This is a genomic window from Clostridium thailandense (assembly GCF_019207025.1).
Taxonomy (GTDB): domain Bacteria; phylum Bacillota; class Clostridia; order Clostridiales; family Clostridiaceae; genus Clostridium_AM; species Clostridium_AM thailandense.
Map to the genome: position 1 here is coordinate 1 of NZ_JAEEGC010000085.1, position 16,282 is coordinate 16,282.

The 16,282-nt window shown below is 34.3% G+C and carries 8 protein-coding genes; all 8 read right to left on the reverse strand.

The window, feature by feature from the left end; translation table 11 throughout:
- Window positions 1-121 precede the first annotated feature (121 nt).
- The 8 genes from buk to I6U48_RS16520 all read right to left on the reverse strand — a co-directional run bounded on the left by buk (window position 122) and on the right by I6U48_RS16520 (window position 16,259).
- Window positions 122-1,192, reverse strand: a complete 1,071-nt coding sequence (gene buk, locus I6U48_RS16485) for a butyrate kinase (RefSeq protein WP_218321562.1) — start codon at window positions 1,190-1,192, stop codon at window positions 122-124.
- A 171-nt stretch (window positions 1,193-1,363) separates the two neighbouring features.
- On the reverse strand, window positions 1,364-1,933 hold the full coding sequence (locus I6U48_RS16490; RefSeq protein ID WP_218321563.1) for an indolepyruvate oxidoreductase subunit beta: 570 nt from the start codon (window positions 1,931-1,933) through the stop codon (window positions 1,364-1,366).
- A gap of 1 nt (window position 1,934) precedes the next feature.
- Window positions 1,935-3,716: an indolepyruvate ferredoxin oxidoreductase subunit alpha gene (gene iorA, locus I6U48_RS16495; RefSeq protein WP_218321564.1), complete on the reverse strand. Its 1,782-nt coding sequence runs from the start codon at window positions 3,714-3,716 to the stop codon at window positions 1,935-1,937.
- A gap of 255 nt (window positions 3,717-3,971) precedes the next feature.
- Complete coding sequence (locus tag I6U48_RS16500) at window positions 3,972-4,073, reverse strand: helix-turn-helix domain-containing protein (protein ID WP_218321565.1); 102 nt, start codon at window positions 4,071-4,073, stop codon at window positions 3,972-3,974.
- A gap of 148 nt (window positions 4,074-4,221) precedes the next feature.
- The gene (locus I6U48_RS16505; RefSeq protein ID WP_218321566.1) at window positions 4,222-4,521 is read right to left on the reverse strand and encodes a hypothetical protein; all 300 of its coding nucleotides are present in this window, start codon (window positions 4,519-4,521) and stop codon (window positions 4,222-4,224) included.
- A 242-nt stretch (window positions 4,522-4,763) separates the two neighbouring features.
- The gene (locus I6U48_RS16510; protein ID WP_218321567.1) at window positions 4,764-9,287 is read right to left on the reverse strand and encodes a cell wall-binding repeat-containing protein; all 4,524 of its coding nucleotides are present in this window, start codon (window positions 9,285-9,287) and stop codon (window positions 4,764-4,766) included.
- 303 nt (window positions 9,288-9,590) lie between these two features.
- Entirely contained in the window at window positions 9,591-10,295 is a 705-nt protein-coding gene (locus I6U48_RS16515; RefSeq protein ID WP_218321568.1) for a sensor histidine kinase, read from the reverse strand.
- A gap of 165 nt (window positions 10,296-10,460) precedes the next feature.
- A complete protein-coding gene (locus I6U48_RS16520; protein WP_218321569.1) occupies window positions 10,461-16,259 on the reverse strand; it encodes a diguanylate cyclase domain-containing protein in 5,799 nt (1,932 codons plus the stop codon).
- Window positions 16,260-16,282 lie beyond the last annotated feature (23 nt).

Consider the following 16,282-nt stretch of genomic DNA (forward strand, 5'->3'; position numbering starts at 1 on the left):
TTCTTAGATTTTCAAAATACTGAGCTTTAGAATGATTAAAAGTTTTTATAGTGCTGAAGCTTGGTAACATCTACCGGAGCATAAGTTTACTTTCGGCCGTGGACATCTATATTCAAGCTATTTAATCTAAATCATATTCTCTAGCATTTTCCTCACCCTTTAGTACTCTAAGTGTACCTAAAGCTAGTGATTCCATTTCGTTTTCTCCAGGAACTATTTCAACTGGTGCAATAAACTTAACTCGTTTTGTTATCCAGTCTGTTATCATTTTAGAATATGCTATACCTCCAGTAATAACAATAGCATCTACCTCTCCATCTACTACTGTTGCTAACTCACCTATACCCTTAGCAACTTGATAAGCCATAGCTTCATAGATCAGTTTTGCATTTTCATCTCCATTATCAATCATCTTTTCAACTTCTCTTGCATCAACTGTACTAAGGTAAGCTTTTAATCCACCGTTTCCTCTTAGCTTTTTATTCATGGTATTTTTATCAAACTTTCCAGAATAGCAAAGCTCTATAAGCGGTCTGCAAGGAACTCTACCTGCTCTTTCAGGTGAAAAAGGACCTTCATCATCAGAAACTATGTCTACCATTTGGCCTTTATTATGAACACTTAGAGATATTCCTCCACCTAAATGAGCAACAACGAAATTCATATCTGAATATTTTTTATTATATTTATCAGCAACTTTCATTGCTGTTGCTCTAGAATTGAGAACGTGGCTAGTACTTGTTCTTGGTATATCCGGCATACCTGATATACGTGCTATGTCTGATAACTCATCTACTCTTACAGAATCGTAAATATATGCTGGTATGTTAACAGTATTTGCTATCTCATAAGCTATTAATGCTCCTAGATTTGAAGCATGCTCCATAATAGGATTATTTTTTAACCTATCTACCATTTTATCGTTAACTATATATGCTCCTGATTTTACTGAAGGAAGCATTCCACCTCTTCCTACCACAGCAGATAGTTCGTTAACATCGTATCCATTTTCCTTCAAGAATGAAAGTATCACTTCTTTTCTCATATTAAATTGTTCTGCAACTTTATTGTACTTCTCAGTCTCTTCTGTAGGATGATCAAGAGTTTTGCAGAATACTTCTTTTTCATTTTCATATATGGATATTTTAGTTGAAGTAGACCCTGGATTAATAGCTAATATTTTATAACTCAATGTTATTCCTCCTTTTTTAAAAGGCTGCTGCAAAATATACTGTATAGTTTTCTTTACTTTGCAACAGCCTTTTTCTGTTAATCTTTTTAATTTTATAAATGACCACACTAGACACTTAACTTATACGCAGGGATATGTTAAGTGTCGGACGTGGGTATCTATAATAAATCCTTATACTAAATTCATTCCTGTCTCAAGAGCTTTTAAGTTAAGTTCTACAAATTTTGGTTTAACATTGTCTCTTATAATTTTTTCCCAATCTATTTTCTCAAGCTCCATTGATTTAATAATAGCTCCAAGTAAAATAACATTCGCTACTTTTGAGTTTCCAAGTTCTTCAGCATGCTTTTGAGCATCAATTGCTACTGTTTTAACTTTTGCACTAAGTTTTTCTATAATCTCTGTAGGATAATCTGCTTTTCCTGCAAGAATAGGCATAGAATCAATCTGAAAATCATTAACTACAACTTTTCCGTCTTTTTTCAAATATTCAAGCCATCTTAAAGCTTCCATTTTTTCAAAAGAAACTAGTATATCTGCTCCTCCAATTTCAATAACTGGGGATTGAACCTTGTCTCCATATCTAACTTGCGAAGAAACAGAACCACCTCTTTGGGACATTCCATGAATCTCACTCATTTTTACATCATATCCTGCTTCCATAAGACCAGTTGTCAAAAGTTTACTAGCAAGTATAGTTCCTTGTCCACCTACTCCTACTAAAAGAATACTCTTTACCATATTAAGCTTCCACCTTTCCAATAGCTTTTGTTGGGCAAACTTGAAGACAAACTTCACAGCCTACACATGAATCTGAACCGATTTTTGCTTTCTTATTTTCCTTATCAAAGGATATAGCTGGACATCCTGTTTTTATACACATTTTACATCCAACGCATTTTTCCTCATTAACACTGCATTTACTTTGGAATACATTAGTAAACTCTTTCTTATCACTTTCTGTTAACTTCTTAAGAACACATGGCCATCTTGTAATAATTACTGAAGGTTCATCAAGACTTAATGCCCAATCTAATGTATCCTTTACCAACTTAAGATTATTTGGATCTATTATTGCTATATTCTTAATACCACAAGCTTTAACAAGATCCTCTATATTTGCTTCAACGGTTTCTTCTCCTTGAAGTGTATATCCTGTTCCTGGATTTTGTTGATGTCCTGTCATACCAGTTATTCTATTGTCTAGTATTATATTAACCGTATTACCTTTGTTATAAGCCACTTCTAAAAGTGAGTTTATACCTGTATGCAAGAAGGTTGAATCTCCTAGCACTGATACAACTCTCATTTTATTGTCTTGCTTCATGTTAAATACTTTTTGAGCTCCGTGTCCGATACTTAAGCTTCCACCCATACATACTGCTGTATCCATAGCATTATATGGAGCATCAAAAGCCAAAGTATAGCAGCCTATATCTCCAGATACCATTACATTTTTTCTCTTTCCAAGCTCATAGAAGAAACCTCTGTGAGGACATCCTGCACAAAGTGCTGGTGGTCTTGGAACAACTTCATTTTTATCATAGTCTATTGTCTCATTTGCTTGGCCATAAATTGTTTTTCTTATAACATCTGGTGTCATTTCTCCGTAAGCTGGGAAAAGATTCTTTCCATAACAATCAAAACCTAATCTTCTAACTTCATCTTCTATATATGGATCATTTTCTTCTACAATATATAACTTATCAACCTTACCTGCGAATTCTTTAATTTTTTCAGTAGGAAGCGGATTAGTAAATCCTAATTTTAAATAAGAAGCTGTATCCCCAAATACTTCTTTAGCAAAACTGAAAGCAGCTCCTGAAGCAATTATTCCAATCTTTGTATCGTTCCATTCAATGTAGTTTAATTCAGTTGTATTTGAGAATTCTAAAAGCTGTTTCATTCTTTCTTGTAATGATGCTCTAAGTTTTCTTGCATGAGCTGGAACTGTTAGATATTTTGCTGGATTTTTAGCATATTCTTTAATTTCAACTTCTTTTCTATCATCACATTCAACTATTCCTTTGGAATGACATGCTCTTGTGGTCATTCTTATTAATACAGGAATATCATATTTTTCACTAAGTCCATAAGCCATCTTAACCATATCTTTAGCTTCCTGGCTATTTGTAGGCTCAAACATTGCAACCTTAGCAGCTTTAGCATAATTACGGTTGTCCTGTTCTGTTTGTGAAGAATGTTGACCTGGTTCATCTGCAGATATTAATACCATTCCTCCGTTAACGCCTGTATAAGCAAAAGTAAATAATGGGTCTGCTGCAACATTAAGACCTACATGTTTCATTGCTGCTAGTGATCTTGCACCAGCAATAGATGCGCCTATTGCAGCTTCTACAGCAACCTTCTCATTCGGTGCCCATTCTGAATAGATTTCTTTATATAATGCAACATTTTCTAATATTTCCGTACTAGGTGTTCCTGGATATGCTGAAGCAAATCTAACCCCTGCTTCCCAAGCTCCACGAGCAATAGCTTCATTTCCTGTTAATAACTTTTTCATAATTCCACTCCTATCAATTTTATAGTTAATATGAATAAATTAAATCTACTAACTTTTTATTGTAAATAACTCATGTAAAAATGCTGTTAATTTTATGCTTAATATAATAGTAATCCTTCTTATATCTTAAAAATATAGCAACTATCATGCCAATATCGAAATGGTCTGCAAACTGGCATTCTAATGTAAATGTTATCATTTCAATATTAAAAAAGATGTAAACTAAGTTAACACCGTGTCAACTTAATTTACATCCTAATCCTGTTTCCTCTTTTTCCATAAGGCTGTTCTACTTATACCTAAGTGTTTAGCTATTTCTGTCTTCGTCATACCTTGATTGGACAGCATTTCTATCATTTTTTCCTCCACTTATTACAACCTCTCTACTTTTATCTATATATTTATGTACTCTCCCTTCTATTTCTTCCTTAACGCTGTATCTTTCAATATTAAAATCCATGGTTTTAGAGTTAAATATAAAATAAATAACATAGGAATGCCATCATTATTCTAATGGAATCAATATTATACGTTGAAACGAAGTTAAATTAGTTCCAAATGAAATATCTTTCTTTAATAATGTATATTTATTGCCAGAAATCAATAATATAGGTTCATTTTTTATGCCTTTACTAATAATTTTACATGATTTTTTTTGTTCTTTTAAATAATTAACCACTGAATTCGTTAAGTCTTCCATACTTGAATTCATTTCATCTAATAATATTATAAGTGCAGTTTTCTCAATAGAATTTTTCTTAATTCTTCTTATAAATTTTGATATCTCATTTTTCGCCCCAATCATAATATATTTTCCTCCGTTCTTATAGTATACAACTTTTAATTTTTACACTTTTTTACTTCTAAATACATACATTTTTTATTATAGGTTATAACTACATCAAAACATTTTCCTCTCCACCCTGTACTTCTTTATAATCAAAGCCTGTTTCATTTATCACATCTAAAAAAAGGGAGCCCAAAACCAGTTACTTAGTTCTGCGCCCCCTTTATACTAAATCTGAGGAAGCTATTTAATTCTTAAAACTACTTACTTAATAAATCATAAATTTCATTCTGGACTTCAGCAGATACAACTCCTGTTCCTCCAAAAATAGTGACTGTTTTTAATTTGGCATTTTTTAAGTAAGTCTTTTGTGCTTCAGTAAGACTGCTGTCTACAAGCATCATAGGTGCCCCGTTATTTGCTGCATAAACACTTCCTGCTACTGCATCTGGAAAATTATTTCCTGATGCTATGCAAACTGTATTTCCTGACAAATCAAAGTTTTGTATTATATTAAGAGATGTTTCAAATCTGTCTGATCCTCCTATTCTCACAATATTTGTTTTGTCTATTGCTGCTATTTTAGCAACCTGATCTTCAACTTCTCTGCTTACAACTCCTTCTGCTCCTATAATATATACTTTACTTGGCTTTATTAATGAAATTGCTTTCTTTTCTATTTCTGGAATCTCATTTTTATTTACCATAAATATAGGATATTGTTTCATTGCAGCAATACTGCTTATTGATAGTGCATCTGGATAATTTTCTCCTGATACAATTACTATTGGTGTTCCTTCCGCTGCTCCAAGTGTATCAGCAATTTTTGCTGTAGTTTCAAATCTATCTGCCCCACCTAATCTAGTGATGTTTTGGAATCCAATTCCATTTATTTTCACTTCCATATCCTTACTTACTACACCAGTTCCGCCAAGAACATATACAGTTCCTGTAGAATCCATATTATCTTTTAAATAAGCTAATATCTTATCTTGATCTGCTTCATCACTTCCACCAAGTAGTATGGGAGCATTAAGTTTGTATGCTAGCACACTGCCAGTTAACGCATCTGGATAGTTTTCTGAGGATGCAAGTATAACTTTTGAAACCTTTCCTGCGTAAGTTGCTTTTGCTATTGCAAGAGCTGTATCCACTCTATCTTCTCCTGATAATCTTTGTATTGCTGCGGCCACTGGTGTTACTGGAGCTGCTGAACCTCCGCCACCGCCACCTGATCCTCCAGTATAAACTGGTGTTGTGTCTTTTATTGTTATAACTAAAACTTGTACAGATCCTGCACTAAAGTTAAAGTTTAGTGTTGTTGTTCCTACAGACTGTTTTGCTAAATAAGCTTTTGTAATTGTTACTACATTATTGTTCACTGTATAATCTGTACCATTTACCAAAGTATTAATTCCATTTGTAATACTAACTAAATTAGCTCCATTTAGAGTCATTGTAGTACTTATATCTGCTTGGTTTGAAACATTCTTATCGAAATCTCCTGTACTTGGATTTATATTTGTACTTATTGCATTCATTTTGAAGTCCCATTTTACAATCTCTTGTTCTACAGAAATTGTAGGACTTGTATATTGGCTATAACCATCTTTAGTTGCAACTATATAATAATCTGAGTTGGGGAATACCATCCATCCATAAGTTCCATTAGCATCACTTATTTGTGGATCTTTATTATCATTAGGTTTAAATCCATCTATACCAGGAAGCACTACCATAGTATCTGGAGTTTTTCCTGCTGCCTTGTTTCTATCTGTATTTGCATAATATAAGGTTAGATTAACTTCTGAGATTACTTGTCCTGTAGCTGCATCTGTTATTGTACCATATGGATCTATTAAGCAGCTTTCTAATTTTATATCTCCACTGCTAGAAACTGTAACATCAATATTTCCTATAATAATTTTTTGTCCATTTCCTAAATCATAAGTAACATTAAATTTAGTTTCTGTGTTATTTGCTAAACCTTTAACTTCAATTGTGCCATCTGCAGCAATTGATACACTAACTGTTTGTGTATTTCCAGAACTATCTGGTGTTGAAAAACCTATTTGAGTTAAATCTGTTAATGGACTCTTTGTACCATCTGCTCCTTGTACTACTACTGCATCTTGAGATTTTATTGCCACAGTTTGTGTTCCATCAGTCTCAGTTGTAGCCTGAGCAGGTATTCCCTTAATAACTTCTCCTTTATCATCTACCAAATCACCTGTTACTGCTTTTGTAGGTGTAGGTGGTGTTGGTGGTATATATGGCGAACTGCCTCCTCCATCAGATGCAGGTGCTATATAAGTATACTGATCTGCTGAGCTTGTTGAACTTGTTCCACCTGCTGTTGTAACAGTTATATCTACTGCTCCTGCTGAACCTGCTGGTGCTGTTGCTGTTATCTCTGTGTCAGAAACTACAGTAAAGTTTGTTGCAGCCGTGCCTCCAAAGTTTACTGCTGTTGCACCTGTAAAGCCTGTACCTGTAATTGTTACAGTTGTTCCTCCAGCTGTTGATCCATTAGATGGACTTACTGCTGTTACTGTTGGTGTAGCTACAGGTATATAATCATACCCATCATAATCAACGAGTGCACTTGTTCCATATTGTGTTGTAACAGTTACATCAACCCATCCTGCTGAACCTGCTGGAGCTGTTGCTGTTATCTGTGTGTCTGAATCTACATGGAAAGCTGTTGCAGGAGTATTTCCAAACTTCACTGCTGTTGCTCCTGTAAATCCTCCTCCTGTTATTATTACTGTTGTTCCTCCTGAAGTCGATCCGCTACTTGGGCTTACATTTGTTATTTCTGGTATATAAGTAAATTTGTCTGCTGAACCTGCTGAGCTTGTCCCATCTGGAGTTGTTACTGTTACATCCACAACTCCTGCTACTGCTGTATCTGCTGGCACTTTTGCTTCTATCTCTGTATCTGAAATTACAGTAAAATCTGTTGAAGCATTAATTCCAAACTTTACTGCTGTTGCTCCTGTAAATCCTGTACCAGTTATTGTTACTAATCTTCCTCCTAAAGCACCACAGCTTGACGCATTTACTGTTGTTACTGCTGGTGCAGCTGCTGCCGAAGGGAAATTAAGAACAATGTTATCAAAATTGGCATCGAGAGTTCCATCAACCATTAACTTAACAGAGGTTACGTTTTTAAAGTCTGGATTTGAGCTTAAATCAATATTCTTACTTTCATTTGTATTGAAGGAAAATGCTACACTTTTATTCATGTCACTATTTGGAGCAAAAACATATAGACCAGCACTCCCTGCTGCATTCATTAATTGTATGCTGTTAAAATCAAATGTTTTTCCACCTTGTACTGAGAATTCAATCCACTGATCCGTATCATACAACGAAAAGTAATTTCCAGACATTCCAGTTGGCGTTGTTGTATGGTAATTTGCAGCTGTATCCAACATCAAATCTCCACCATTATCATCAACCTGCAAAACATTTCCTGAAACATCCTGAATAGTTACTGTACTTACACCATGATTAGATGCTGATGCATTTGAATCTATTTGTGGACTATCTCCTGTAAAACAAATACCTGATCCTGTTGTTGACGATACTGTATAAGTATACTGGTCTGCTGAACTTGTTGCGCTTGTTCCATTTGGTGTTGTAACAGTTACATCTACTGCTCCAGCTGAGCCTGCTGGTACTGTTGCTGTTATCTGTGTGTCTGAATCTACTGTAATACTTGATGCTGTTGTACTTCCAAAATTAACTGCTGTTGCTCCTGTAAAGCCTGTACCAGTTATTGTTACTGTTGTTCCTCCAGCTGTTGAACCACTTGATGGATTTACTGCTGTTACTGTTGGTGCTGGCACAGTCATGAATGCACCTTTATAAACCTTACCACCACTATGATCTGTAATATATACATTACCTGAACTGTCTGTCTCAATTCCATAAGGAGTAACAGTTGCTGGCAGGTCTCCAGTTATGTCAGTCCATGTTGGAGTTCCAGATCCATTTAATGTGCATTGCTTTATCTTATGATTTCCAGTATCAGCAACATACAAGTTGGTGCCTGAACTATCTGCCACAACATCCATTGGCCCGTTTAAACTACCTCCTGCTATGTCTGTATATGTGATACTTGATGAACTTGTTACTTTCTGAATTTTGTTATTCCCAGTATCTGCAATATACAGATTGCCTGAACTATCAGCATCAATGCCTCCTGGGTTTGATAAGCTTCCTGATTGAGTTATATCATTCCAATTGTAACCCAAATTTCCTCCAACCCCATGCCATAATTTTGCTGTAGGATTCGCAGTATCTGTCACATACAAATGTTCATCATTGCCATCATAAAACTGAAAAACCCCATTCGGATTAGTAGGCAGAGGTGCATTTAAGGATGTAACTGGGTTCCACGAATACATACCCATATAACTGCTTCTAACGATTGTTGAGTTGTTATCAACTACATACAAAACGTATGGGTTCCATAGACTTATGTGTCCTGGATTAACAAAAGTGTAAGAAAAATTGCTCATAGTCGTCCAGGTTCCATTGCCAGTAGATTGTTTAACTGTTTTATCAGTAGAATCTGTGACAAATAACTTCACACCACTGGATTCGTCTATCGCAATTCCATATGGACTGCTAAAGTTTGAACTACTACCAGTAATATCTTCCCAATGCCAAGTCGTCACCGCCGCATGTGCCACCTGCGGAAGTATTACAAATTGCGTTATAAGCATCAGTAGCATTGCTAAAATTGAAATTCCCTTCTTAAAATTCCTTTTCATTAATTAACCTCCATTCAAATATAAAATTTATTAATTCTTTTGAGTAATCTGAAATAAAATAAATTAAAGCCCTATAAAAATTAAATTTGTCCTTTAATGTTATTTCATCTCTATTTCTTATTATATTTGACGAATCTGAACCGAATTTGAACAAATTATAAACGCAAAAAACTACTATAGATTTCAAAAAGCTTGTAAATTCAACACTTTACAACAATACAATAAATTTTGTGTTAAAGATATTGTAAAATCTCGAAAAAATTTTTTAGAATTTACTGATAAATTTTTTCATATTTTCTTATTTCAAATAAATTTTTTAGGAATACAAATTTTCACTTTAGTTCCTCTTTCAATTCCTCTTTCTATTGCTAAGCCTATATTATAAAGATAAATGAGTCTCTGATTTATCTTCTTTAAAGAGCTTCCTTCACTTTCTTTATCCTCAAACAACTTTCCATAAACTTCATCAGAAATCCCTATTCCGTCATCTTCAACAGTTATTATTACAAAATTTTCTTCACTGTGAGCAGAAACTTTTATAACCCCTCCTTTTTTCATAGGCTCCAGGCCATGCTGCACAGAATTTTCAACTAAGGGTTGAATAATAAGTGGTGGCAGCATGCAGTCTATCTTATCCTCAATGTCATAAATTACTTTTAGTCTTTCACCAAATCGTGCCTTCTCTATAAATAAATAAGTTTCAACTAATTCTAGTTCTTTATGAAAGGTTACAAGCTTATCTCTGTTTCTCAAATCAAAGCACCCTCTTAAATATTGGCTAAACTTTACTAACAAATCCCTAGTCATTTTAGGGTTATCAATTGAAAAAGCTGATATAGTATTTATAGTGTTATAAAGAAAATGTGGTTTTATTTGGGACTGTACGAAAGCCATTTCTAAGCGAAGTAACTCTTCAACAGAAGGATATATTTCTTCACTTGCGTCAATTAACTTCATTCTATCTAGCAATTTATTTACATGAAAATAGTCTGAATCATGCCTATTCACAGGTATGTATGTCCTCCTTTCGTAAATCTATATATCTCATTTTAATACTTCAATCTGAACCGAATTTGAACAAATAGGGATGGCAAAGAAAGTAGAAAAGGCTGATGAATTCAGCTTTTTCGCCGAACTCATCAACCCTTTGGTCAAATATTCTTTATTTTTTATTTAAAAATCGTATTTCTCAGAGTAAAAACCAAACTGGTTTTTGCCATTCTTTTTTACAATATACATGGCCTTGTCTGCATTACCTATTAATTCTTCAGCAGCTTCACCATCATATGATGATATTGATATACCTATACTGGTTGTAACTGTTGCTTCAATTTCCGCTTCATCAAGTAGGATTGGCTTTTCTACTGATGTAACAATTCTATGGCAAATTTCTTTTATTTCAGATATACTAGTAACATTTTTCAAAATAATTACAAATTCATCTCCGCCAATTCTTGAAACAGTGTCACAGCCTCTTACAGCTTCTGAAAGTCGTTTGGCAACATTAACCAAAACAACATCCCCTTTATCGTGACCATATTTATCATTGATTGCCTTGAAGCCATCCAAATCGACGAATAATACACATATTTTATTTTTATTCTGCTTTACCGTCATAATAGAATGTTCAAGTATATACTCTAACCTTCTTCTGTTCGGGAGATTGGTAAGATGATCGTAATTAGCCATTTCTGATAATAACTTCTCCGCTTTTTTACGCTCATTAATTTCTTCTCTAAGCTTAAAGGTTCTTTCATCAACCAATTCCTTAAGGCTATTATGTAAATATGCGTTTTCCAGTGAAATAGTCGGTTGGAAATCTATATCCCTACTTTCCATTGGAATACGTATTGTCATTTTGGTTCCTCCTCCTGATCTTCCTCCTATATCCAATCCATGACCATAAAACCTAATAAGTCTCTGATTTATATTTTTCAAAGCAACACTCTTGCTTTCATCATCAGAAAGCAACTTTCCATAAAGAGATTCTGGAATCCCTACACCATCATCCTCAACGCTTATAATAACAAAATCATTTTCACTGTAAGCAGAAATTTTTACTGTTCCACCATGTTTTCGATCTGCTAGACCATGCTGCACCGAGTTTTCCACCAATGGTTGAATAACAAGGGGCGGCAGCATACAATCTATATTATCATCAATGTCATAAACAATCTGCAGTCTTTTTCCGAATCGTGCTTTTTCTATGAATAAGTAAGCTTCCACCAATTCTAATTCTTTACGCAAATTAACAAGCTTATTCCTATTCTTAAAATCAAAACTGCCCCTCAAATACTCGCTAAGACTTGCCAGTAGATCTCTAGTCATCTTAGGTTCATCCAGTGAAAAAGCTGATATAGTATTAATGGCATTATAGAGAAAATGAGGTTTAATCTGAGCTTGCAGAAAAGCGATCTCAGAACGCAGCGATTCTTCAGTAGAACGATGTAATTCCTCAGTAGTGACAATTAAGTTCGAAAACAATTGAACATTTTTAATTGAAATTGAAAATTGAGCTACCAGCAATTGCAAAATGTTAACATGGTTATTGGTAAAAACATCTGCTGATAAATTATTTTCTATATATAAAATCCCTGTCAATACACCTTGATTTGTAATTGGCATACATAACAAAGATTTAGTTTGATTTCTCTGAATATAACAGTCTTTATAAAAGTTACCTTGTCTTGTAGCATCACCTAACACCACATGCTCTCCAGTGCGTATACAAAAATTAATAATAGAGGTAGCCACTACCCCATGTGCTTCTTCCAAGGGTACAGAGTGTAGTACTTTAATTTCATCTTCTCCCTGTAACCACTCAGCTTCTATATTCCATCCATGTTCATATTTCAAAAGTATATATGCTTTCTGTGCTCCCGAATTTTCTACCACTATTTTCATGATCTGCCTCAATAAATCAGGAAGCTGCATCTCTTTAGAAACAGTACGGTAGGCACTCATTATAGACATCAAATCTACAGCTTCTAATTCAACCATTCCATCAGCTTTCTCTACTTTTCCTCTACTTTCTGAGGTATTAAGCAAATATCTATATCTCTCTGCCATATGCCTTGTCTTAGCATCTGCTCCCCACATTTTGTATCCCTTGAAAGCTTCTTTCATATAAAATTCTGCTTGCTTATTCATACCACTGGCTAAAAACATTTTGGCTGCCAACTCATTAGCTAGTGCTTCATCCCGAATAAATCCATTCCTCCCAGCTGTTTGTATAGCCAATTCATACAATTCAACTGCCATATATGTTTTGCCTTCAATACGTGCAAGTTCAGCCTCTAATATATATTGCAAATGTTTAAAATTCGCTTCATTATACTTTGCCAAAGATTTCACATACTTATATTCTTTCCTTAATCTTCGTCGCGCCTTGCCAGCTTCTTTTGCTCCCATTTCTGATATGTTTACAGCTAAAACCAAGAAATTACATATCCTGCACTCTACTATATACGGAGTACCTGAATGCTGCTTCATATATTTATCTGACTCTTTTAAATATTTCATTGCTCCTGCATAATCATCATAGATATAATGAATGTACATCTTTTCCTTGTAGTACACTCCTATTCCAGACAAGGAATTAATTTGTTGCATAAACTCTACACATTCTTCCTCACTGCATACAACTCCAATGCTGCCATTTAAGTCATAGGTTTCTTGTGATACATTCATAGTAAACTTTCCATCAGTAAGTCCAATATAATTGAGCCACCTATGAATAAATAAAAAGGACATATAATATGCATATTTGTTATTTATCTGAATAATTAAAGGAACTTGTTTCATTACTTTTTCTATTAGTAACTTCAAATTCGTATCAGCTTTAAAAGCATACATGAAAGTGCTAGCTAAACCGATTTGATAATGATCTCCGTATCTTATTGCCTCTTCCAAGGTTTTTTTGAACCACTGATCTACATCCTGCCATGACTCACTCCACGCATGCCCCATAAATCCATAAGCAAATAACACACTTGCTCGATATTGAGCACGTTCCTCTGATTCAACTAACTTAAGTGCTAATTTATTAAATTTATATGAACCCTGTAAGTCACCTAATACTGCCAATAGAACAGCGTACCCACAATAAATTGAAGCTGCTTCACGGCTATTTCCATAACTAAGAGTGAGATTCAAACTCTTTAAGGTAGATAAAATAAATAGGTTAATATTCCCAGAATTATAAGAGATACTAGTTAATTCACTCATAATTCGTATTATCAACTTTATTTTATCATTTTTTATAGGTGGCGCATTTAGAAGGTTTTCTGTATTTTTTCCCAATAATCTTGTTTTAGCAATTATCAGTTCTTTGATTACAGAATGCCAGCCTGGAACAGATGAAACACCAATTCCTAAAAGCCGCAAGCCAAGAGTTCCGTATTCTATGACCTTATCAAATTGACCTAAAAATCTATAGATGATGCTTTGCATCAGTCGTATTTCCGCTTGGTCTATTGGGGTTTTAGCATGTTTCATCAAAATTTTAATCTGTTTCTCAGCTAAAGCGTATTCATTATTTAGGTATGCACATTCCGCATAAATCTTGACAATTTCAAAAGTAATCTCATAATCTTGACTCCAAGCATTATCAGGTAACACTCTTATACCATTTGAGATATATTGCAGTGATAGTTGAAATGAGGAAGCTGCTTTTGCCTTTTGACAAGCCCATAGATTCAACCTAGATGCCTCCCAGCGTTCCTCTAAGTTCTTAAGTTCTTCAAGTCCTTCATTTAAATGACACACTATACTCATAGCCTGATCTTTTAACATATTTTCTGGTATATTCTGCTTTATGCTCTTACCTATTTTCAAATGCAGCTGCTTTTGATCTTCTTCTTGAATTAGTGCAGCGCATGCTTGCTGAACACGATCATGGGTGAAGTGAAAATCTATGTTAACATCCTTAAGCCTAATTATTGAGACTATATCATAATAATCACTTTCCGGTATAATAATTTCACTATCAACGGCTTCCTTGAGCCAATCTACAACCTCTAAAGCATCAATATTCAGAGCAGCAGCTAATATCTTTAAATTAAATGTGGTACCCACTAAAGCCGCCACTTTAAGCAAACTCTGTGTCTTTGGTGGTAGCTTTAAAATTTTATCAATCATAAAATTAACAATATTGTCACTTATTGGTATATTTTGTATTTCGTTGTCGTTCCATTCCCACTGATGCATTTCCTCACTAAATCTAATAAGATGACTATTATATATATGAAGAAGTATACTCCTTACAAAAAATGGGTTCCCCCGAGTTTTCTTGTAAATTATCTTAGCTAGAGGCTGAGCCTTAGCTTCATCACAATGAACTGTGTCCATCAGTATGCTAGCTACAGCCCTCTCCTCTAGTGGCTTCACGATAAATGTTGTAGCTTTATCCGATTTTCGAAGTTCATAAAATAAATGATATAGCGGATGTTCTGACCTAACTTCGTTATCCCTGTAACACCCAACTATTATAAAGCTCTCCATATCATCAAGGGATAGTAGGTACTTAATCAATTCCATGGAAGACCGATCACACCATTGTAAATCATCTAAAAATACCGTTAGCGGATGTTCTCTTATTGCAAAAACTTTAAAACAATTTCCAACAGTATTTAAAAAACGGTTTCGATTTTCTGTTGGTTCAAGTTCTTCCACTTTAGGTTGAGCTCCAATTATGGACTCAAGTTCTGGAACTAAATCTATTATCAACTGACCATTATCATTCAGTGCTTTTAATAAACGTTCTTTCCACTGCTCTATTATGAAATCTGGCTGCTGTAAAAGCGTTCGAATCAATTCTTTAGCAATCTGTGAGAAAATAAAGTATGGTGTATTTACTTGAAGCTGCTCAGCTTTACCTCTTGCAAAAATACCAACAAATTCAGCAAATGGACGATAAATCTCTTGAATGATGGATGTTTTTCCTACACCTGAATATCCACCTACTAATAACATATGTGAACCACCGACAGCCACCTGCTCATAGATTTTCTTAAGCGTCTCCCTTTCTCTATCCCTGCCATAAAGTTTTTGTGGAATTTGAAATTTATTCGATATATCATTCAAACCAACTTCAAAATCTGCCACAACACCTGATGTACGCAATGACTCTAAGCAGTTTCTAAGGTCATGTACAATACCTGCAGCACTCTGATAGCGCTCTTCTGATTCTTTTTCCATTAGTTTCATTATGATTGCTGAAACTGACTTCGGTATATCTGAATTTACAATATGAGGCACTATTGGTGTTTTAGCAATATGACTATGGATCATCTCTAACATATTATTAGTAGTAAATGGCCTTTTTCCTGTTATCAGCTCATACATAGATACACCAAGAGAATAGAAATCCGTGCGATAATCAATAAATCTACCTGTTCTTCCTGTCTGTTCAGGAGAGACATAAGGTAGCAATACTTCAATCCCCTCAGTATTATGAAATTCTTTATTAGAATAATTCATTTTTTTTGCCAATCCAAAATCAAGTATATTTACCTGACTAAAATCAGGGTTAATCAAGAATTTTCTTGGATTAATTTCTTTATGTATTAAATTTTTGTTGTGAAGCTTTTCTATAACTTCTGCCATTTCAATAAATATCTTTAATATTAACATTAACTTGTGCGTAGAGAGTTGTTTGTCCCCATTTCGTATATTTTCAAATATTGGAGCATCTAAAAGCGGCATGCCCTCAACATTTTCCATAACGATAATATATCCTTTATAATGTTTAATCAGTTCACGTGGGTGAATGAACCCTTGACCATCTATCTGATTTAAAATATTGTATTCATATTCCAGTTGCGCCAATTGTTCTTCTGATGGAAAATTATCTTTCAAGGTTTTTAAAATAGAGAGTTTTCCTTGCTTATTTCGTGCCCTGTAAACAATGGTGTCTCGACTTTCATATAATGTTTCTAAGTTTTCATAACCATGCATATGGATTTTATCCATGAATATCCTCCGCTTATTAAATT